The 22,137-nt window shown below is 34.5% G+C and carries 21 protein-coding genes, 1 pseudogene and 2 riboswitches; of the genes and pseudogenes, 18 read left to right on the top strand and 4 right to left on the bottom strand.

The window, feature by feature from the left end; genetic code table 11:
- Positions 1-152 precede the first annotated feature (152 nt).
- Together ACIQXI_RS08810 and ACIQXI_RS08805 are read left to right on the top strand one after the other, a co-directional pair.
- Positions 153-761: a CAP domain-containing protein gene (locus tag ACIQXI_RS08810; RefSeq protein ID WP_402923545.1), complete on the top strand. Its 609-nt coding sequence runs from the start codon at positions 153-155 to the stop codon at positions 759-761.
- A gap of 658 nt (positions 762-1,419) precedes the next feature.
- Positions 1,420-2,388, top strand: a complete 969-nt coding sequence (locus ACIQXI_RS08805; protein ID WP_402923542.1) for a VanW family protein — start codon at positions 1,420-1,422, stop codon at positions 2,386-2,388.
- Between the two features lie 165 nt (positions 2,389-2,553).
- On the opposite strand, the gene ACIQXI_RS08800 is transcribed toward ACIQXI_RS08805, so the two are convergent.
- Positions 2,554-3,171, bottom strand: a complete 618-nt coding sequence (locus tag ACIQXI_RS08800; RefSeq protein WP_402923539.1) for an HAD-IA family hydrolase — start codon at positions 3,169-3,171, stop codon at positions 2,554-2,556.
- Positions 3,172-3,333: 162 nt separating this feature from the next.
- Positions 3,334-3,879, bottom strand: coding sequence for a helix-turn-helix domain-containing protein (locus ACIQXI_RS08795; RefSeq protein WP_402923536.1), 546 nt, complete (start codon positions 3,877-3,879; stop codon positions 3,334-3,336).
- A gap of 174 nt (positions 3,880-4,053) precedes the next feature.
- Between ACIQXI_RS08795 and ACIQXI_RS08790 the strand changes: the two genes are divergently transcribed.
- The 14 genes and pseudogenes from ACIQXI_RS08790 to ACIQXI_RS08725 all read left to right on the top strand — a co-directional run bounded on the left by ACIQXI_RS08790 (position 4,054) and on the right by ACIQXI_RS08725 (position 18,002).
- The gene (locus tag ACIQXI_RS08790) at positions 4,054-4,305 is read left to right on the top strand and encodes a PLD nuclease N-terminal domain-containing protein (RefSeq protein WP_402923534.1); all 252 of its coding nucleotides are present in this window, start codon (positions 4,054-4,056) and stop codon (positions 4,303-4,305) included.
- The gene (locus tag ACIQXI_RS08785; RefSeq protein ID WP_402923532.1) at positions 4,289-5,197 is read left to right on the top strand and encodes an ABC transporter ATP-binding protein; all 909 of its coding nucleotides are present in this window, start codon (positions 4,289-4,291) and stop codon (positions 5,195-5,197) included. The genes ACIQXI_RS08790 and ACIQXI_RS08785 overlap by 17 nt, the downstream gene beginning before the upstream one ends.
- Positions 5,194-5,982 (top strand): ABC transporter permease, encoded by a 789-nt coding sequence (locus tag ACIQXI_RS08780; protein WP_402923530.1) that lies wholly within the window; start codon positions 5,194-5,196, stop codon positions 5,980-5,982. The genes ACIQXI_RS08785 and ACIQXI_RS08780 overlap by 4 nt, the downstream gene beginning before the upstream one ends.
- A gap of 17 nt (positions 5,983-5,999) precedes the next feature.
- A complete protein-coding gene (locus ACIQXI_RS08775; RefSeq protein WP_402923527.1) occupies positions 6,000-6,701 on the top strand; it encodes an ABC transporter ATP-binding protein in 702 nt (233 codons plus the stop codon).
- Entirely contained in the window at positions 6,688-8,313 is a 1,626-nt protein-coding gene (locus ACIQXI_RS08770) for a hypothetical protein (protein ID WP_402923525.1), read from the top strand. Before ACIQXI_RS08775 ends, ACIQXI_RS08770 begins: the two co-directional genes overlap by 14 nt.
- Before the next feature lie 267 nt (positions 8,314-8,580).
- Positions 8,581-10,104 carry an MDR family MFS transporter gene (locus ACIQXI_RS08765; RefSeq protein WP_402923522.1) on the top strand — a complete coding sequence of 508 codons (1,524 nt, stop codon included), beginning with the start codon at positions 8,581-8,583 and terminating at the stop codon, positions 10,102-10,104.
- 197 nt (positions 10,105-10,301) lie between these two features.
- Positions 10,302-10,427, top strand: a riboswitch (FMN riboswitch).
- A 120-nt stretch (positions 10,428-10,547) separates the two neighbouring features.
- A riboswitch (FMN riboswitch) is annotated at positions 10,548-10,673 on the top strand.
- Positions 10,674-10,841: 168 nt separating this feature from the next.
- Complete coding sequence (ribE, locus tag ACIQXI_RS08760; RefSeq protein WP_402923520.1) at positions 10,842-11,480, top strand: riboflavin synthase; 639 nt, start codon at positions 10,842-10,844, stop codon at positions 11,478-11,480.
- A gap of 39 nt (positions 11,481-11,519) precedes the next feature.
- Positions 11,520-12,131 (top strand): annotated as a pseudogene (gene ribB / locus ACIQXI_RS08755) (3,4-dihydroxy-2-butanone-4-phosphate synthase); the annotation flags it as partial.
- Positions 12,132-12,149: 18 nt separating this feature from the next.
- The gene (gene ribH / locus ACIQXI_RS08750; RefSeq protein WP_402923517.1) at positions 12,150-12,620 is read left to right on the top strand and encodes a 6,7-dimethyl-8-ribityllumazine synthase; all 471 of its coding nucleotides are present in this window, start codon (positions 12,150-12,152) and stop codon (positions 12,618-12,620) included.
- 157 nt (positions 12,621-12,777) lie between these two features.
- A complete protein-coding gene (locus ACIQXI_RS08745; RefSeq protein ID WP_402923515.1) occupies positions 12,778-14,220 on the top strand; it encodes a spore germination protein in 1,443 nt (480 codons plus the stop codon).
- Between the two features lie 196 nt (positions 14,221-14,416).
- Complete coding sequence (locus ACIQXI_RS08740) at positions 14,417-14,644, top strand: DUF1540 domain-containing protein (RefSeq protein WP_402923514.1); 228 nt, start codon at positions 14,417-14,419, stop codon at positions 14,642-14,644.
- A 210-nt stretch (positions 14,645-14,854) separates the two neighbouring features.
- Positions 14,855-15,886: a C45 family autoproteolytic acyltransferase/hydrolase gene (locus tag ACIQXI_RS08735; protein ID WP_402923512.1), complete on the top strand. Its 1,032-nt coding sequence runs from the start codon at positions 14,855-14,857 to the stop codon at positions 15,884-15,886.
- A 318-nt stretch (positions 15,887-16,204) separates the two neighbouring features.
- Entirely contained in the window at positions 16,205-17,512 is a 1,308-nt protein-coding gene (locus tag ACIQXI_RS08730; protein ID WP_402923510.1) for a Spo0B domain-containing protein, read from the top strand.
- A gap of 88 nt (positions 17,513-17,600) precedes the next feature.
- Entirely contained in the window at positions 17,601-18,002 is a 402-nt protein-coding gene (locus ACIQXI_RS08725) for a hypothetical protein (RefSeq protein ID WP_402923509.1), read from the top strand.
- A gap of 248 nt (positions 18,003-18,250) precedes the next feature.
- Here the strand turns inward: ACIQXI_RS08725 and ACIQXI_RS08720 are convergent, their stop codons facing one another.
- Positions 18,251-18,613 carry a hypothetical protein gene (locus tag ACIQXI_RS08720; RefSeq protein ID WP_402923507.1) on the bottom strand — a complete coding sequence of 121 codons (363 nt, stop codon included), beginning with the start codon at positions 18,611-18,613 and terminating at the stop codon, positions 18,251-18,253.
- A gap of 260 nt (positions 18,614-18,873) precedes the next feature.
- On the opposite strand from ACIQXI_RS08720, the gene ACIQXI_RS08715 reads away from it, so the two are divergent.
- Positions 18,874-19,647 carry a hypothetical protein gene (locus ACIQXI_RS08715; RefSeq protein ID WP_402923505.1) on the top strand — a complete coding sequence of 258 codons (774 nt, stop codon included), beginning with the start codon at positions 18,874-18,876 and terminating at the stop codon, positions 19,645-19,647.
- 859 nt (positions 19,648-20,506) lie between these two features.
- Positions 20,507-21,058 carry a histidine phosphatase family protein gene (locus tag ACIQXI_RS08710; RefSeq protein ID WP_402923504.1) on the top strand — a complete coding sequence of 184 codons (552 nt, stop codon included), beginning with the start codon at positions 20,507-20,509 and terminating at the stop codon, positions 21,056-21,058.
- A gap of 170 nt (positions 21,059-21,228) precedes the next feature.
- Here the strand turns inward: ACIQXI_RS08710 and ACIQXI_RS08705 are convergent, their stop codons facing one another.
- A complete protein-coding gene (locus tag ACIQXI_RS08705) occupies positions 21,229-22,062 on the bottom strand; it encodes a MurR/RpiR family transcriptional regulator (protein ID WP_402923503.1) in 834 nt (277 codons plus the stop codon).
- Positions 22,063-22,137: the final 75 nt, after the last annotated feature.

Raw genomic sequence — 22,137 nt, 5'->3', positions numbered from 1 at the left:
AGTTGTGCAAAAAGGCCGTTCTTTTAGTAATCGATACGTCGATTATGTCGGATGTAATACAATTGTAAAAATCCTTCCAAATATTTAGTGATGAATTATGTTGGAAAACTATTTACCATGAAAAGAGAGCAAAACAGGAAGGAATGATTTACATGTTTAAAAAAGTAAAAAAAGTGGCGATGGCATCTGTATTATCGGTTTCATTATTAGTACCGATTAGCGCGATGGCAGCTGATTCATATACAGTAGTAGCAGGGGATTCTCTTTGGAAAATTGCCGTAAAAACACAAACAGGTGTACAGGAATTAATTGATGCCAATCCTCAATTAGCAAATCCTGATCAAATAAATATAGGTCAAAAAATTAATATCCCAACAAATGAGCAAGCATCTGTAGAGCAAGAAGTAGTAAAGCTTGTCAATGCTGAACGAGCAAAAGCAGGGCTTCCAGCATTAACAGAAGATTGGGAGCTTTCTCGAGTAGCTAAGTATAAATCTCAAGATATGCATGACAAAAATTACTTCGACCATACAAGTCCAACGTATGGCACACCATTTACGATGATGAAAAACTTTGGTATTACCTATAAATCAGCAGGAGAAAATATTGCCAAAGGTCAAAAATCAGCAGCTGAAGTAGTTAATGCATGGATGAACAGTGCTGGGCACCGAGCAAATATTTTAAACAAAAACTATACACATATCGGTGTAGGGTATGTGAAAGACGGTAACTACTGGTCTCAAATGTTTATCCAAAAATAATGTAAAAGGAACTGCTTCTAAATTAGGAGCAGTTTTTTTGCATACTATCATGACTAATTTCAAATAATGCTTGGTGAAAAAATAAAGAGTGTATATTATTTTAGAAATCAATAAGAATACTGTAATTTATCGAATATATACTATGAAAGGGATAGAAGATGATGTTATGAAAAAAACATTATACTTCAATGTACAGGTTGCATGAAAAATAAAAACGAGATACATATTTTAGTAATACTTATCATATTTAGTGTATTATCATTTTCATTAAAAAAATTTTTCATCAAGTCCAAAATGGTTATTTTCCTAGAGCGACAACCATTATATTATTCTTATTTGCAACTTTTACTTTATTCATTTTCCTTTTTGGAAAGAACAAAAGATGAGATAATTTGATGTACTTACTATATGCCGAAAACTCAATATTTTAACAGAAAGTACGCCACAAAAGTGATCATCTAAACTTTTGTGGGGTGTTTTTCTTTTAGTTAAATTGTGAATGGAAGAAACCGCTTTTCAAGTGTGTACTGACCTAACTTTTCTTATTAAAAGAACAAATATTAATATCACGACCAATAAAAATACCTGAAAAGAAACACACTATCCTTACGACTCGAATAAGATGTTGCTGAAAGTAAGTTAGAGGTAGGTGTTTAAAATGGTGAAAAACTGGATGGCTGTACTTTGTTTAGGATGTACGATGGCTTTAGCTGGTTGTCAGGTAAAAGTAGGAAATAAACAACATGAAATGGACGATGTAAAGCAGCCGGTTACGTTTACGCAGGACAAGGAGCAGGAATCTGGCCCTGTTATTATTGAACTTGTTGATCCGCAAACGAAGGAAGTTATTTATATGCTGTCACCTCAAGAACTAGGCTATGAAACAGATCCCGAAACGTATAAAAAGAGCATTGAACAATTGGCACAACAACTTGCGAGAGGAACCGAAACAAACGTTGGTTATGATCAGCGGATGGAGCTCGATAAATTGGATGATAACGGACGGATTATAAAAGGAAGTCCACTGGTCATTTTAAAAGAAAGTGAATTAGTTGAAAAGGTGCTTGCAGTATCTACAACGGGTGGCAAGGTAGAAATGCCAATTTATATAACTGAAAGTGGCTATTATCTTGAAGATATTCCGTATTTGGAAGATGTGGTTGTCGCCTCGTATACAACATACTTCAACGCATCAGATGCTGGAAGAAATAAAAATATTGAGCTGTCCGCACAGGCTATTAACAATGTCATCGTTGGCAGCGGAGATTCTTTTTCGTTCAATACGGTTGTAGGTCCACGAGATGAAGCGAATGGCTATCAGCCTGCACCAGAAATTATTAATAAAAAACTTGTCATGGGTATTGGGGGGGGAATTTGCCAAACGTCGTCCACATTGTTTAATGCAGTCGATCAACTTCCGATAAAATTTGTGGAAAGGCATCATCATTCACTAGATGTAGGCTATGTACCGAAGGGAAGAGATGCAACGGTGTCTTATGGAACATTAGATTTTAGATTTCAAAATACGAGTGACGTACCATTTTTAATAAAGGCCACCTATGGACAAGATTTTCTTACGGTTGAAGTGAGAACAGCTGAAAAATACCAAGCAATTTTAACAAACTAGCCCAATAGAACGTGCTAGCATGCAAGTCAGCTTTTATACAGTAGACATTTATAAAAAACAAATATTGCGTGATTCCATACAATTATAATAAGGAATCACGCAATTGTATTTTGCGGAACTATATCTTTCTAGATACCTTTTTTAAGCATAAGGATATGCAATATATTAGACAATATTTAAAATTTCTTTCGGAGCATATACTTTATAATCAGGCTTTTCTGATTGAATTACTTCAAGTGCATCATATCCCCAACCAACCCAAATAATTGGAATACCAACTTTTTTGCAGGCAACGATGTCACGTTGCTCATCGCCAACGTAAAAAACGTCCGATTTATTAATATTCGCTTCTTTTAAATATTTTTTAATGACTTTATCTTTTCCAAAAATATGGCTGGAGCATAGAACTTCGGAGACACAATCGATATCATGCACATTTAAAAACTCTTTGATGTTATCACTTGCATTAGAGGAGATAATGGCGATTGTATACCCTTTGTCTGTAATGGCCTTTAAGACATCCTTGATATGGTCAAATAGATGAACGTCTTGTAATGACTGTTGGTATAATCGATAAAATTGGGGGAGTATGATCGGTAGCTTGTGGAGGGGAAAGTTAAATAATTTACTTCGTTCAATAAGCGATATTTTTTTTAGTGCATCAATATCCTCTAACTTTACTTCTTTAAAATTGTATTTTCTGGCGATGGTGTTCCATACAGAAGCGAAAACAGCCGTTGAATCTGCAAGTGTGCCATCAAAATCAAAAATAATATGTTTCATTTATTTATTCTCCTTTTGGAAGTTGTTGCTTACACTTGCGTTTATGATGACATGAATACGAAAAAAAAGAAATAGAAAATAGGTTAACGAGGAAAATAATTTTTGTGCAATAAAAAAATACAGCAACTATATTTTAGAGTACATGCAACGTAAAAAAGCTGGTTAATGGTTATTATCAGGAATAATAGTCACGGCTATTGTACGTCTAAGAACATTAGCGTTATTATTTTTCCTTTGGTAGTACTTAAGCATTAAATCATGTAACTCTCGTTGAAAGTTTTCAAATTCATCTTCATCAATGTTTAACTCTAAAAGGGAGAAGGTCGCACAATCCTCAGAGTTGCTGTTATTCTCTAACGTAGAAAGATAATTTTGATATTGTGATAACAAAGATAATTGATAATAGGAAATAAAACTAATTTTCTCCTCCATTTTTGTTGTTTTCCAATCGGCTGAATCAAGACGGGCAGCATCCTCATTAAGTACATAGTATTTTTCCGTGACAGATCTAACCTTTTTTTCTTTTATAACTTTGATTACCCCTGCATCGAGTAGCATTTGAATATGCCGATAAAGAGTTGCCTGTGGAACATCTTGGATAATTTTCACCATTTCAAGCGGCGTTAAACCTTTTTCTTTGTTCCGCATTAGAGCCTGAGTTATTTTCATTTTTACAGGATGCATTAAAATTTCAGCTTTATTCACCATATTTTCTCCTTTGTATTAGTAATAAGAAAAAAATTACAACGTATTGTTATCAAATATGATAATAATGTTGATGGTAGCATAAAATTTATTGAAATAACAAGTGCAATTCCAAAAAATGTGTGTTAATGTTATCATTATTAGTAATGATAATGAAAAATAGGAGGAGCATTTATTATGAAACTTCATTACGGGTTAAATGAATTAAAGGATATTGATTGGTTAGCTGTGTTACAGATTGCATTGCCGTTTTTAATAGTAGGTCTCACGCTTATATTGATTGCTTTGTTCGATTTGTATAAGCATCGCAAGGAGAGGGCAAATGTACTTTTATGGACAATTGTTATTTTGCTTTTTAATACAATTGGTCCAATTTTATATTTCACAATTGGCCGCAAAGGAGAAAAAGTGTATGAAGTTAGAAATTAAAAATGTGACAAAAAAATTTAACACAAAGACAGCTGTAAACAATTTTTCGATGGTCGTTGAAACCGGACAATGTGTTGGACTCATTGGACCAAATGGAGCTGGAAAGTCTACGTTAATTAAAATCATTTCAGACATTATATTTGCGGATAAAGGGGAAGTGTTATTAGACGGGAAAAGAATTTCCAAAATGAAAAGGGAAATCGGTTATCTTCCTCAATATCCTGATTTCTACCACTGGATGACTGCAAAAGAAACACTTTTTTTCATGGGACAGTTATCAGGAATATCAAAGGAGAGGCTAATGGATGAAGTACCAACTATTTTAACAAAAGTGGGACTAATTAATGAACAAAATGAAAAGGTTCAGACATTTTCTGGCGGCATGAAGCAGAGATTAGGTATTGCTCAAACCCTTTTACACAAACCAGCTTTTATCGTTATGGATGAACCGGTATCGGCATTAGATCCAATTGGCAGGCGAGAGGTTTTGAATTTAATTCAGGAAATGAAACATGAAACGACTATTTTATTATCTACTCATATTTTAGGCGATGCAGAAGAAATTTGTGAACGTTTTGTCATTATGAAGCAAGGAACCAAAATTGAAGATACGACAATAGATGAACTATTAACAAATAACAAGGAATCGGTTGTGCATCTTGAAGTGGCATCCCATGATATGCAATGGGTGCAAATCATCGAAAAGTTACAGTATGTAAAAAGTGTAGAAGTAATCGGAAAACGAGCGAAGGTTACACTCGAAAATGTTCAAATAAATAAGGATATGCTAATCCGATTTGCAATGGAAAACAACTTGGATATTGTTAGATTTGAAGTTGGAAGCAATGAAACGTTAGAAGAAATCTTCTTAAAAATGGTGGTGAGTATATGAGTCCTTTTTATGTTTTAACGAAAAAAGAATATGTACAGATGTTTCGTGAATTTAAGATTATTTGGTTACCACTTGTTTTTATGTTTTTAGGCGCAACACAACCGGTTGTCACTTATTATTTGCCAGCCATTTTAGGTGCACTTGGAGGAAATCAAGGTATTACCATTGATCCCGCAATGATTCAGCAGAATGGAGCACAAGTAATGGCAGCAACACTTGGCTCACAATTTGATCAATTAGGTATTATGATAATTGTCATAGCCATGATGGGCATTATTCAGTCCGATAAAGCCAATGGAATGCTCGACTTTATTTTAACAAGACCAGTAAATGTAGGGTCCTATATTGGGGGCAAACTTTTTGCTAATTTTTCATTTGTAGCAGTAAGTGTGTTATTTGGATATTTTGTATCGTATGTATATGTCAATTTTTTGTTTAGTCATATTCCATTTTTAAATATGATTTTAGCAATTATTTTTTATTTACTATGGGTTTTATTTATTCTTTCCTTTACTTTTATGGTCAGTACGATTTTCAATGGACAAGGCGTTATAGCGTTAATTAGTATTGTTTGCTTGCTTCTTTTCAAGATGATTAGTGGCTTACATCCAATAATGGATTTAGTAAATCCTGCTGCTATGAGTCAGCATGCAATGATAGTTTTAATAAAGGGTTCAGTCGATTCTCATTTATATGGAAATATGTTAATAACGTTTATATGGATTACTTTAATGGTGTCGATTTCACATAATTGGATTGCTCACAAGAAATATCATAAAAATTAATAGACAGGAGGGGGGACTTGTTAAAAATCACTAATTTACAAAAAGGATATGGTAGTAAACAAATATTAAATGGCCTAGAGCTTCACATTAAAAAAGGAGAAATATTGGGGTTCGTAGGGTCAAATGGTGCGGGAAAGACAACAACATTAAATTGTATAACGGGCATTTTAGAACCAGACGAGGGTACTATTACTATTAATGGTGTTAGCAAATTAGAAGTACTCAACTATAAGAAACAGTTTTTCTTTATTCCAGATACTATTAATATTTTCAAAAATATATCGGGCTATGATTGGATGCGTTTTGTTATGAAATTATATGATAATAAGCAAACAGAACGAATGAAAAATTTTATTACACAATTTGAGATGGAGGAAGCCATACATAAAGCGATGGGTACATACTCTTATGGTATGTTGCATAAATTAATGCTAATTATTGGCTTCACGATTAATCCTCCAATAATAATTATGGATGAACCGTTAAATGGGTTAGATCCTAAGTCGGTGTTAGCGTTTAAAAAAATAGTGCAGTCATACGTTGAAGAGGGTGGTACTGTGTTTTTTTCCACACATCTTCTCGATATAGCTGAAAAAATTTGCAATGCAGTGGCGATTTTAAAAGGTGGTAAAATCATTCTCCATGAAAACGTAGAAGATATAGTTGAGAAAAATACACTGGAATCCCTTTTTATGGAGAAACAAAATGTTGAATACTAAATTTCTTTTAACTAAATTTTTTGTTTCTTCGTTTTACGCCAAGCCTAAACAACCTATGTTAAAGGCAGTTTTAATCATAGCTTTCTGTTATATATTTGTACAATTAACCACTATCAACATAGCAATAAATTATTTAGGAAACACAGAAGAATATCTGTTTTACAATTTTATTATTTCAAATCTTCTCGTTTATGGTCTAGTTATTTATTTTGCCCTAACAACAGTATTCCATTATTTTGAATTTGGCATAATGGCCCATATGCCTATTTCGTCAAAAGATATTATTGTATCGAAAATTGGCAGTATGCTTTTGCTACCAACAGTAGTATCTGCTATCACTCAAATACCTACATTATTATCGTTGGGCTTTAAAGCGAAATTTACAGAAATAATAAAGTTAATGCTTTTTATACCACTATCTAATATACTCATAATCCTACTTGTGTTATTTATCTTAGCGCTTATTAATAGTTTTAGACATCACTTTATCAATAAAGCAACATACTTTATAGTAAATATTATTATACTCTTTATATTGTCCGTATCGCTTTGTGTGACTGTTATTCAATATATAAAAAATCAGCTATTTATCAACATAATAAGCATCGATTTGACAACGTTCACAGCATTAAAGCAGTCATTGAGTAATTTCATTCAACAAATATATGAACTAGTGCTATCCATGCCTATCGTTGGTGACATCGCCTATTCTTTTACGTCCAGTAAATTTTCTCTCCTTTTCATAATGGCGTTACTTACGATGAGTTTAATGAGTGTACTGTTATTCCTTTTCATTGTAAAAATACTATCCATCCATTATTTTGAAAACGGATTACTTGAAGGCAGCCAATTAAGTAAAAAAAGAACAAAAGTTTACCATGTCAAAAATGAGTGGGCAAATTATTTACAAAGAGAATTATGGGTCATTCATACAGAACCCTATTTTAAAATGCAAATTGTACTCGGAGTAGAGTTATGCCCTATTTTGGTCCTGATTTTTTTAACTAGTATGCAAGCAGGATGGCTTCCGATTAGTAGTAATTTTACGAAACAAGGTGATTTTGAACTATATTTCGCCTATGGGGTTTTATTGATCGGCTGTATAAATAACGTCAGTGGCACGCCATACTCCAGAGAAGGTAAATATTATCACCTGTTAAGAAGCTTGCCATTAAACAGCAAGAAAATTTATTTCTCAAAAGTAGTAGTAGCAGCTATTCCTAGTGGCATTGCTGTTACAACAAGTTTTATAATCTTTATGCTATTTGGTTATATGAACAAGGCAACGGTTTTGATGATGCTCACTATCTTAATATTGATGTATTGTTATAATCTACTAACACCTGTTTTTGATATGATTCATCCTAGTATTGACTGGGAAAACCCATCTGAAGCAGTAAAATCAAATCCGAATGTATTAGTTAGTTTACTTTTTGGATTACCAATTTTGGTTATCGTGATGGCTGGTCATTTTTTCTTACTGTGGTTGGGAGTTTCCAATGGCTGGTCAACTATTATTATATTTATAATTACAACCATCATTACGATCGCTTTAAATATTTGGTTTTCTAAATATTATTTTCGAGATAAAACATCAAAATTAGTTTTATAAAAGTTGTAAGTTTGCAACGGGGTTCTAGCTATTTTTTGTTGTGCTAAATCGTGCCAGTCACAAAAAAAGTGACTGGCACTTTCTTGTTGATTCATACGTGAGATTTAACTTGGGTATGTTAAGGGATTGCTTGCTTGACAAAGGATAAAGCACCTTTTAGACTGTTAACATCCTGAACGAAAAGATAATAGAAATATTTGTTGAATATGTAATTAATTGCGTGTTCATTCTTGCGAAGGTATGAATAATTTGTAAAGGAGATTCTTGATGGAAGCATCGAAAAGTATTAGTAATACAAAGTTAGTCGTGGCAGGTTTATTGCTTGCCATTTTTATGTCAGCAATTGACAATACAATTGTTGCAACTGCGATGGGAACGATTGTATCGCAACTTGGCGGAATGGACAAATTTATTTGGGTGACATCTGCTTATATGGTCACTACGATGGCGGGTATGCCTATCTTCGGTAAATTATCCGATATGTACGGACGAAAGCGCTTTTTTATTTTTGGATTAGGCGTCTTTATGATTGGATCGGCTCTTTGTGGTGTCGCGCATACGATTGAGCAACTGAGCATTTTTAGAGCGATACAAGGGATTGGCGCAGGAGCGTTAATGCCAATCGCATTTACAATTGTTTTTGATATCTTTCCTCCAGAAAGACGAGGAAAGATGGTCGGTTTACTTGGTGCTGTTTTTGGTATCGCAAGTGTTGTAGGACCACTTTTAGGTGCCTATATTACCGATCATTTCGGTTGGGAATGGGTTTTTTATATTAACCTGCCGATCGGCATTGTGTCATTGTTTCTTATTATAAAAAATTATAAAGAATCTCCAGTGCTGACAAAACAGAAAATTGATTGGTGGGGAGCCATTACACTTGTATTGGCGGTTATTAGCTTGATGTTTGCATTGGAGTTGGGCGGTAAACAATATGATTGGAGTTCAGCACCAATTATTGCATTATTCATCAGTTTTGCGGTGTTCTTTATTGTGTTCTTTTTTGTAGAGTTGAAAGCGCAAGAACCAATCCTTCCTTTCTTTTTATTTAAGCGTCGCTTATTTGCTTCTTCGCAAATGTTGGCCTTCTTATATGGCGGTACTTTTATTATTTTAACAGTTTATATCCCCATTTATGTGCAAGCTGTCTACGGTGGTTCAGCAACAAACGCAGGACTAGTCCTGATGCCAATGATGTTGGGATCTGTTGCAGGTAGTGCATTTGGTGGTATCTTTTTAACGAAAATAAGCTACCGTAATTTAATGGTTATTTCAGTTATCTCTTATTTTGTAGGTATGTTTTTACTAAGCACACTAACGCCAGATACGGCTAGAATCCTTCTTACGCTGTATATGATTCTTGTAGGTTTTGGTATGGGCTTCTCGTTCTCACTACTACCGACAGCATCGCAACATAACCTAGATGCTCGTTATCGAGGGACTGCGAACTCAACCAATTCGTTTCTTCGTACGCTCGGTATGACGATGGGTGTGACGATTTTTGGAACAATCCAAAACAATGTCTTTACAAGTAAACTAGCAGAAGGTTTTAAAAATATGGGGCAAGGTGCTAATTCTGCAATGTTTGAAAGTGGCGATATGAGACAAATTTTTGAACCAAGTGTGCGTGAGAAAATGCCAGCTAACATTCTAGATATCATTGTTAATGCGATGTCTAGTTCGGTAACGCATGTATTCCTTCTTGCACTTATTCCTATAGTGATTGCAGCCATTTTCGTATTAATGATGGGCAATTCTCGTGTAGTTGTCCCTGCAAAGAAAGACGAATAATAAATAAGGTACTATATGCTCCTTTGTTTGAAGGTTACTTTCTAACTTTTAAATAAAGGAGCTTTTGCTATTTTAGGCGCCTTTTCCTTTCAGCGCCATCTAGATTGTTTTAAGAGCTTATCGTTTTAAGAGATGAAGGCAAACTTTTGGTGGATAATCTTTTAAAATAATGTTATCGTATGAGATAACTAAATAAACATATCCTTCAGGGTAGGGTGAAATTCCCAATCGGCGGTGATGAAGCAATTCAAAGTCCGTGAGCGCAAGCTGATTTGGTGCAAATCCAAAACCGACAGTTACAGTCTGGATGGGAGAAGGGTACTTGTATAAGCTTTTTAAATTCGTAGGACTTTAAAAGGTCTATTTGGCTACGCTTATACGGAAACCGACTTCCCATCATCAACGTTGGGGAGTTTTTTATTTAGTGAAAAATAGAATAAGTATCTGTTCTTCGGGGTAGGGTGAAATTCCCAATCGGCGGTGATGAAGTAATTCAAAGTCCGTGAGCGCAAGCTGATTTGGTGCAAATCCAAAACCGACAGTGATAGTCTGGATGGGAGAAGAACGATGAGATGGCAGCCTGTGGAAAAAAATAAAGCCAATAGGTTTATTTCTTGACGTCTTATTTATTGGAACTCCCAAACCCCTTTTTATAAGGGGTTTTTTGTTTAGCAACAAATGTGGAAAGGAGGATATGAAGCAATTTGATCATGCTATTTTGAGAAAGTAGGGTGAAAATGTTTACAGGTATTATTGAAGATGTTGGCACAGTAAAAACCTTGCAAAGCAATAGACAAAGTATGATTATTACTGTTATTTCGCCAAAAATGGTAGTCGACGTAAAACTTGGTGATAGTATAGCCGTCAACGGCGTTTGCTTAACTGTAACCCATTTTAATGAACACGAGTTGACGATGGACGTAATGCCGGAGACGGTGAAAGCGACGAATTTGCGGCAACTTACTATCGGTGATGCAGTTAATTTGGAACGCGCCATGCCTGCAAATGGACGATTTGGTGGTCATTTTGTATCGGGGCATGTAGATGGTGTAGGGAAAATTATACGTAAACGTCCAATGGCTAATGCAGTGTATATTGATATCGAGCTGCCAGACGAATTAACAAGCTTTTGTATTCCAAAAGGCTCTATTACCATTGATGGTACAAGCTTAACGCTCTTTGAAGTGGATAATAACCGTGTCACAGTATCCCTTATTCCACACACATATAAGGAAACGGTGTTAGGCACAAAAAACATCGGGTCCATCGTCAATATCGAGACTGATTTAGTTGGAAAATACATTATTCATCAGCTACAACGGGGACAGCAATCGTCGACTATTACCAAAGAATACTTAATGAAACATGGCTTTTAACTTGCGAAGAAGGCAAGCAAATATAAGGAGGTGGCCATTTTGCTACATTCTATTGAAGAAGCAATGGCAGATTTAAAGCAAGGCAAAATCATTGTCGTAGTTGATGATGAAGATCGTGAAAATGAAGGGGACTTACTCGCTCTTGCAGAGTTTATGACAGCTGAAACAATCAACTTTATGGCGACATATGGTAGAGGGCTTATTTGTACGCCGATTTCACAGCAGCTTGCACAGCAATTGGTGTTGCATCCTATGGTTGCTCATAATACAGACAATCATCAAACAGCATTTACCGTAAGTATTGATTATCAAGATACGACTACTGGCATTAGCGCATTTGAGCGTGCATTGACGATTCAAAAAATGCTAGAGCCCCAAGCGCAAGCAAAGGATTTTCGTCGACCGGGGCATGTATTTCCACTCGTTGCGAAAGAAGATGGCGTATTAGAACGTAGAGGGCATACAGAGGCTGCAATTGATTTAGCAAAGCTTTGTAATAGTAAGCAAGCTGGCATTATCTGTGAAATCATGGGCGATAATGGGGAAATGTTACGCTTTAATGATTTAGTGAACTATGCCAAAAAACATCATTTAAAAATGATTTCGATTGAAGCATTAGCAACATATCGTCGTCAACAAACGCAAACAGTGTAAAAGGAGAGATATATGATGGGAAAAACTTTTGAAGCACAATTAATTGGCAATGATTTAAAAATAGCGGTGGTCGTTGGGAGATTTAACGAATTTATTACAAGTAAATTACTTAGTGGTGCACTAGATGGGCTAAAACGTCATGGTGTAGACGAAGAAATGATAGATATTGCATGGGTACCAGGTGCTTTTGAAGTGCCCTTTATCGCTAAACAACTGGCTGAAACAAAAAAATATGATGCCATTATTGGTCTTGGAACAGTCATTAGAGGTTCTACGACACATTACGATTATGTTTGTAACGAATCTGCAAAAGGGATTGCTAGTGTATCACTTACGACAAACGTACCTGTTATTTTTGGCATCGTTACAACTGAAAATATTGAGCAGGCAATTGAGCGTGCTGGAACGAAATCTGGTAACAAAGGTTATGATGCAGCAATGTCAGCTATTGAAATGGCAAATTTGCAAAAAATGATTGGCAAATAAGTTTCGAATGACAATCAATAGCGGCAATGAAAAAAGAACTTGTTGTATTGCAATTTTTGCATAAATTTTTAGGCATAGGGAAATATATGTTTAAGTGTATTTTAGAAAAATACATTGTTTGAATCTGGTTCAGTAGGAGATGAGGAATATTCAATCAATGGAACAAGAAATCGAATTGACAACGTTGAAGGAACTATTTCAACGCTCTGCTGACGTTATCTTTCAATCTTATTGCTTTCAACAATATACTGTGCATTTTATAACATGTGAATCGATGTTTGATCAATTTTTATTAAATAAGGTTATTATTGATCGAGTGCAAGCGTTATTCGAAGGTGATTCGATCACATCGCTTGAAGACCAAATTATAACGGAACTACACATTCCTAATCTTCAAAAAATAACCCATTTGGAAGATGCAATTACACGTGTATTTACGGGTAACGCCTTACTTTACTTTGAAGAGGAAAAACTTTTATTTTCAAGCAACATTGCAAAAAAGCCAAATCGAAAGCCTGAAGAAACAAAAGAAGAACAGGTCATAAAAGGACCAAGAGATAATTTTATAGAAGATGTTTTCGTTAATATTGCTTTAATTCGTAAACGATTGCCGACTAATTCATTATGTGTAAATACGATGGAAATCGGCAAGCGTTCTAAAACTACAGTCGCTGTGCTTTACATGGAGGACATTACGAACAAAAAAATGCTCGCCGAAATTAATATGCAATTACGTAAAATTGATACGGATATTGTGATTAGTGGCGATATTTTAATGGAGAGATTAGAAAAAAAGGCTAAAATTCTCCCTCACCATGATTATACAGGTCGACCCGATTATGCCTTACAATCATTAAGTAGGGGGCGTATTCTAATATTGATTGACGGTGTGTCCTATGCCATGATTACACCACCAAATATATTTTTGCTGTTTAAATCGGGTGAGGATAATGATTATCCATCTTTCGTCGGTTCTTTAGAGCGACTTTTGCGTATTGTTGGTGTATTAATAAGTATGCTTGCACCAGGCTTTTGGCTTGCCTTATCAACTTATCATCAAGAGCAAATGCCTATTCTGTTGCTAGCAACCGTTGTACAATCAAGAACCGGTTTGCCTTTTCCTACTTTATTGGAAATATTACTAATGTTATTTATGTTTGAATTATTTCGGGAAGCAAGTCTCCGTTTACCTTCACTTTTAAGTGGAACAATGAGTGTTGTTGGGGGATTAATTATTGGTGATGCGGCTATCAAGGCAGGTATTACAAGCCCATCCATGATTATAGTAATTGCTATTTCCAGTATCGCTGCTTATACGCTTGTGAATCAATCGTTTGTAACAGCCATGAGTATATTCCGTTTATTTGTTATTTTATTGTCGGCATTTTTTGGCTTGTTCGGTTTCTTCTTGTCCATGTTTTTTATTCTTATTTACGTTGCAAATATTCGAGTGCTAGGTGTACCGTATTTAAATATTGGCGCCAATTTGAACTGGCTTGATATCCAAAAATCTTTATTACGTCTAGCGCCAAAGGGGTATGGTAAACGTCCAGAATTTTTACAGCCTCAAGATAAGACCAGGTCCTCCGGTGAAAATTAGTGAATGCTAGTAAACGGTATGCAGGAGCTAGCATTACGAAAGTAGTGTTCACAGATTTTCCCGTTTTATTAGCAAATGAAGTTATTTGTATACTTTGCTTGTAAAAACGCTTGGATTGGACAAAATACGTATTGGAGAGTATAGAGCAATAATGGTTTTTATACTTGCCAAGACCAATCACAAGGGGTGGATAATTATGCCGAATGTTCAAGTAAGCTGTTCAGTATCGAATTGTGTGTTCCATGCTAAAGGTAATTTCTGTGGGGCTGAAAAAATTGCAATCGATATGGATAAGCGTATCGGTAACAAGGATGAGGAGTTTGCTACTGATTTTGAATTGCATACAATGACAGAAGCGGTGGCAAGTCAATCATCAGATACTTGTTGTAAAACATTCAAATCTAAAGAGAAAAGCTTTAGATAATGGGTATAGATTGTTTTAGTACATGTATATAGAAATAAAAAACATTTGCTAAAATAATGTATCTTTGCCTAAAAAATAATGATTTGGTCAAATGCTAAGTTGTCTTCCGTAGTGGAAGGCAACTTTTTTTGTATTATTTTTCTTGACCTTCCAGTTACTTAAACGATTACGATTGTATTAAATAGATAGCGGATTTAGGGGGAGAAGTAAATGGAGAAGTATGATGACATAGAGGTAAAGGTAATAGCATTAAAGGGCGATGCCTATCTGACAGGAATCCAACAAAGTAAGGAACATCTAGTGTCTGCTCATTTAGCCCAACAAGAACTACTTCTTACGTTAACAGCTAATTGTAACACATCACAGGCTCAAGCTATTTTACAGGATGTTTGCCCAAATCTTTTGCAAGAAATGCAAGGTTTAGCACATGCTTTACACCAGCCATTGGATACCATCATTAAAATGTATAGTGGTTATAATACATCCTTTCCTGAAATGGGTTGTACATCGTTTGTACATGGTGGGAAATATATAAGAAATTATGATTTTAGTCCTTCTTTATATGATGCAAGACTTGTATTTTCTAATCCGCATGCAGGTTATGCAAGTGTGGGCTTTAGCCAGCAACTCATTGGCAGGCTGGATGGAATGAATGAAAAAGGGCTAGTTGTCGGCCTGCATTTTGTCAATAACGCATGGCAAGGGGATGGCTTTCTAGCATCAACGATTGTTCGTATATTGTTGGATCAGTGTAAAAATATTGATGAGGCCGTTAACTTACTAAGCAAACTTCCCCATCGTTATTGCTACAATTTTTCAATAACTGATGCAAGTGGGAAGGTGGTAGTGGTAGAGGCTACGCCAACTGAACAAGTGGTGGATCAGGGTAAGCCATTTATTTGTACTAATCACTTTGAATCACAGCAATTGCAACCGAAAAATCGAGCTTATATTAACAATTCTTTACAACGCAAACGCTTTATCAATAATACTGTAAAAGATACATGGACGACTGAGTCTGTATATCATCTTTTTAATAATGGGAAAACACCATTATTTGTTAAACAGTATAACGAATACTTCGGCACTTTGCATACGGTCATCTACGCACCATCTAATTTACAGGTGATTGTAGGAATAGGACAAAATTGTATGCCGCTATCATTTTCTCTACAACAGTATATAGAAGGTAATCTTATTTTGCCGAAAACCATTAAAGGAAAAATACTTCAGACTATCTAATTTAGAAGGCTTGGTTTATAATTTAAAAGAATATATAAGGGGAATGGCATAACATTAGTTGGGCTGTTCTCCTTTCGTTTTGTTGCTATTTCGACTTACGAAAGAAATGAATTCTAATAAAAATTATAACAATACTGGCGTGTAATAAAATGTGTAATTGGATTTAACGAATTTTTTCAAGGTATTTTAAAATAAACATGATGAAACGAAAATTACTATAGTATAATATTATTGTAATTTACATGAATAATAATCTGTTATAGTAATTATGACATATGTTTTTTATTGAATAAAATAGATGAGGAAGTACCATTTTGTATGAAAAATCGTAAAATTAAACTAATTTTAGTATTAGCGACTGTCTTATTATCATTGTTTACAAGTTTAAATGTTGCGACTTCTTATGTGAAAATGAAAAAGACAGTGGAAGAATCCATTGCAAACCAAAGCCTAGAAGCGGCTATATCGATAGCTTCATCACTTGATGTCAAACTATATCAGCAGTTTTTAAATAATCCAGTAGAAAGTGAAGCGTATTGGGAATTAAGAAGCTACTTAAATGATGCGAGAGAAAAGTTAGGCGCTTTATTAGTGTATACTTTACTTATTGATAATCCTACAGTATCTACTGCCATGATAGCTGGTGCACCTGCCAACATAACTAAAGGTTTTGAAATTGGTATACCTTGTACCGTTCCTGAGAAGCAAGTTAAATTAGCGAACCGAGGATTAACGTATGTTACGAATGTCATTGAGGACCCTAATCATGGAGACTACCTTTCCGTTGGGGCTCCTATTAAGAATGAAAATGGTCAAATTATCGGCTATCTCGGAATTGATATAGGGGCCGACAAAGTCAATGGCATTAAAGGTAAAGTGCTAGAAAATAATATATTATTGTTTATCTATAATGGACTATTTATTATATTTGTTATTGCTTCTTTTTTCTTTTTACAAAGATGGTATCAAAAAGAAGTGACGAAAGAAGTGGAACTTACTGAGGACACCTATCAAACTGAAATAAAAGCGTTAATTACTTCCGTCTCTTCGTTAAGACATGATTTTACCAACCATATACAAGTATTGTATGGTCTATTACAATTAGGAGAGGCCGATCAAGCGAAACATTATTTATCATCTTTATCGAAAGATGTACAGGAAATAAAATCATTAAAATTAAATATTAATCATCCTGGTCTGTCCATTTTGTTGCAAACGAAAAAATTGGCGGCTCAAAATCATAATATTAAAATGGATGTAACGGTTTCACAGGATGCTTACAATAATATAAAAACAACTGATTTAATAAAAATATTGTCCAATTTAATTGATAATGCGATTGACGCTACAATTGAATTGCCTGAGAATGATCGTAAAGTAACAATTTACTGTTATGCGGATGCCTTGAAGTATGTTTTTACAATTATTAATACAGGGCCAACAATATCTGAGCCACATCAAATATTTAAGCAAGGCTTTACAACGAAAAAGCCTGAACTAGGTAAAATAAGAGGACAAGGCCTGTTTATTGTAAAAGAAGTTGTTAAAAAATATAACGGCACTATCTCTATCCAAACAACAGCAGAATCTGAAACGACAGCGAAAGTAATCATTCCTTTAAAGTAGGCCATATACTCACTATGAAGCCGAACCGCTTTGGAAAATAGAATAAATAATGATAGCTTCCTACTTGAACTAGTAGGGGGCTTTTTATTTGTTCAATAAAGCTACCTATCAGCATTATGGAATTCTCGAAATTGCAGGTGAGAAAGTAAATGTATGCAGCCGGAATGGTACTATTTTGCGAAAAGTATTAAAGGGACAAAGGTTTAAAATTAAAGACATGCATACCAATAGCGAAAAAAATATTAAACGGTATGCTATAGGCAAGAATGAATTTATTAGCTCTAAGGAGCCTATACGCGTCATAACGGGCTATTTAGTAATGAAGAATAACCAAACCTTAGTCATTGGTGGTAAACCGCTCATTTTAGAAGCTCGCAAGCCATATCCATTTAGTGAAGTATATGGTATGCAAGTATTGCTTACTGATTATGACAAGACATGGGTTATCGTAGAAGGAGCAGATTTCACGCTAAACCATTTAGATGCTTAGGAACCAATAAATCTTAAATTTTTAATTACAACTATTAACCTTTCAAAATTGAATGCATAGCGTCTGATTAAAAAGCACTCTAAATACCTTATTTTACTGTATATAAAAAGCTATCGTTTTTAATAAAGATTCATCAAAACGATAGCTTTCTTTTAAAAAGATTGATTATATTAAATCTCCTTATTCCTCTAACTTGCGTCCAATTGATTAATATTTTAAATATTAAAGACCCAAACTATAACACAAATTTATTTGGATTTATTAGTTAAAAGTATAGTTTCTGATTGATTATCCCATTTAATTACCGCATCAATTTCCGAATCCTTTGTAGCATTTGTACATCCGTTTGGCAAAGTGAATGTTCCATTTTCCTCGATTGGCACATCCCCTGATGAATTACTAATTGCATACTCTATTTTTTCTGGAATAAGTTGATTTCCTATAAATTTTATATACCCACTTGTTGGTTGACAGTCAGTAGATTTCTTAACTTCGTAATGTACGGCCCAATTTTCGCTTTCTCCATATAATATAAATGTCTCACCTTCACAAGCGGTTAAAAATAATAGACTAAAGAAAATTACTAAATATTTAATTTTCTTGTAAATCATTGATAACACCCTTTCAGATACATATTTTTATTCTATACACGTTTATTTTTATTTGTTTCTTAACAAAATTTAATCATATTTATCAATATCATACAATGCATAGTTCTAAAAATAGACATTTTTCTGAAAATATGCAAAAATAAATATAAATATGATTGCCAAAAAAAGGAATAAAAGGAGATGAAAGTATAAAACTATTATAAACAGTCTATTAGCACATATTCTCATAGTAGTACTTATAAAAAAGGAGGAAGTTAATTATGAAGTTTCGTATAATCATGTTTGTTTTTAGCGCCCTTTTTGTTCTGTCTGCAAGTAAAGTTGCTTTAGCTAACGAAAATGAAGGAAGTTCTACAGTTATTGACTATGAATCGTCTCAATTATCCAATGAGGTATTGTTTCAAAAAGCACTAGCTGGGGAATTAGTTAATAATGAGCATACTCAAGTATATGTGACAGTTACTGAAAACGAAAACGAGCAGCCCAAAGGACTATTATCCACAATCGAAGAAGATAAAGTAGAAATAACAAAAGTAGAAATCCATAAAGTACTTAGTGAAGAAGTTTTTCCAAATGGTGATGTAATTTCTAAAGGAGAAAGTGAAATAACTTTATTAGCAGCTGGTCAATTAAGTGAAGACAAGTATCCAGCTTCTTCGAGTGTTGGAGTGAGAATTAAATTAGATTATGATGGACAGTCACTAGGTGGGTTCTCAACGAGAAAACTTACTAGATACACAGTAACACCACTCAGATCAGACGCTGCATTTAATATGACTAGTTTAGAATATCAGGCAGCTAATTTTGGAACTGGATGGAAAGCTGACGGAACTATGTATGTTGCTTCTGAATATATGCCAAAACAACAGATAACATCTATCGTATATGATTCACCAATTTCTCATACAACTAATTTTGTGAAATATACACCTATTAATAGCGATGTTATTGCTTCATCAGGAATTACGGGTAAGTTTTCTTATAGACGTGGAAGCGGTTCAATTTTAACACATCAATTTGATCTTTCTTGGTAATACCTATTTATATTATTCTTAAAGCGCAGTTCACTGTTTCTATATAAACAGTGATTCTGTGCTTTTTTAGTACATTTGTTGATTTAGTTATTGAACAATATCTTCAAAGTGTTCAGCAATCTAACACCTCTTTTTTGGGGGAAAGTTTTAATAGAGCACAATTAAAGAGTTAAAAAAAATCAAAAATGCTTTGGGTGGAAATAAAAAATGAATATTATCATCGGTTCTTACTACTGATAGGTTAGCTTAAGTGGATTGTGAAAATATATTCTTCAATTAACAGGCGCGATTCTTTAACAAGAATCAGCGCTCGTTTGCATTAAAGGGCAATATTGAGGAATAAGAAAAACATTAAATAAACATTAAAAGATGTCGCAGAAAAGAGGGGTGGTTAATAATGTATCCAACTGGTCCAATCAGATTCTTCGGGTGACCATACAAAAGTGGTAACAACATTCGATGGAAGAATTTTGAAATTCAAAAGGGTGTTTTTGTAGTGTATGTGATGCTCCATCGAATCAATTAGAAAGATTCTCACAAAGTTAAGTTCTTTTGACGGCTATACAGAGGTAGTAAATAGTAGTACGAATGAGTCAATTGGGAATACGTATCGTTATCGTAACGGAAATGGACAAATGGTTACGATGATTAATCCTGGATCTATTGGTGATTGGGTAGATGCCTTTGGAGGAGATAAGCACAAAGTCATTGAGGATTATAGTTCGGGGAAAATTCAAACATATACAATGTCACCCCCTCCGTCTAAACAGTATTATGAGCGACTTCCATCATTTTCTGGGCAACGAACATCATACACTAACAGTAAATCACTAGAGTACGAAAGAAGGGGACGATGGCATTGGAACAATCTATTCTTGATTTACTGCGAGCAGGGGGATTTATTTTATATGTAAGACATGGAGAAGCGACGGTAGGTGAGGATCAGCCATATTTTAATTTTCAATACTGTTATACACAGCGGAATTTATCTGATTACGGTCGGAGAGAAGCTGTTTACTATGGACAAATGCTGCATTATTTGCAAATTCCAATTTATTCACCAATCATCGCAAGTCCGCTGTGCAGAACGATTGAAACGGCACAATTAGCATTTCCAACGATGTATATTCAAATTGACCCTTTGTGGTTTGAAATTAATAATTTAGGGGGACAACTCTCAACTGCTGAACAACAACAAATATTAAAAAATGTCCAAGCACAATTAGAAAAGAAACCGCCCTTTGGCACTAATCAAGTCATTATTGCGCATAGTTTTCCGCAAGGTGTAGGGTTGGGCGAAATACCGAATATGGGCACGGTTATTGTTAAGCCGAAAGGTGTAGGTAACGGTTATGAAGTCGTTCAACAGTTATCGTTATCCGATTGGGCATCATTAGGAAATACTAATTAGTAGAGGAAAACGCAACAAATTTGAAATTACTTTTATTAAGAAAGCGTTAGTCTTAAAATAGATTGGCGCTTTTTTTCGTTGCCGTTTTTTAAACGTACTTTAGGCAAAAACAAAGGAGCATTCGCAAAGTTCAAGCGAAAGCTCCTGTAAAACAACCCAAAAAGGCTTGTTCATCTTGGCAATAAATCTTTATATTCCTTACGAATTGTATCCAACATTTCAAGTTTCAACATAGATTGTTCAGCCGTTTCTTTTCCGACAGCAATAATAATACTTTCTATTATAAACGTTGGTGCAATCATTGAATGAAATTCCCAAAGCTCACCACGACTTGCAAATAGTATGATATCCGCAAGCATATTGAAATCTGATACGATGCTGTCTGTAATAACAATCGTTGTCATGCCAAGTTTTTTTGCGTGTTGTAATAAAACACGCGATTCAGGATGTAGTTTTACAAAGCCAAACATCACTAATACGTCATCACTTGAAAAGTGCAACAAAGATTCATATATTTCATGTCCACTCTTAGGTAAGACTTTCATATTGAAGCCGAAGCGTGATAAGCGATAATTTAATAAATTTCCTAATCCTTCCGATGGACCTGGACTATAGATGAAAATGGTTTTAGCTTTGATAATTGACTTTACTGCTTTCTGAAAGTCTTCAGCATGATACTGAGCTAGTGTTAATTCTAAATGCTGTACACTCATTGTCATCATTTGAGCATGTATTGTTGATGAATTAACTTGCTCCATCATATTACCTAACTTATTTGCAGGTGTAATATCCATCGTTTCTTTAAAATTATTTTTGTAATCTTTAAAGTTTTTAAAGCCGATTTTACGCCAAAAGCGCGAAACGGTTGCATTACTGATTTGTAATGACTTGGCTATTTCATCTTCCGTATAAGTTAATACGTCCATCCCTATTTTCGTTATATAATCGGCGATTGTTTTTTCATTTGGTGTTAATGCTTGCTCTTCAAAAAGTTTCGGATGCATGTCAATAAAAACCTCCAATCTATATAGTCCATTTATAACATATAAAACACAGAATGAAAAATATTTTTCATAAAA

It is taken from the genome of Lysinibacillus sp. NPDC097195, from assembly GCF_044762075.1.
In the GTDB taxonomy this organism is placed as follows: domain Bacteria; phylum Bacillota; class Bacilli; order Bacillales_A; family Planococcaceae; genus Lysinibacillus.
Note: the sequence above shows the minus strand (reverse complement) of the source record. Positions and strands in the feature narration are given on the sequence as shown.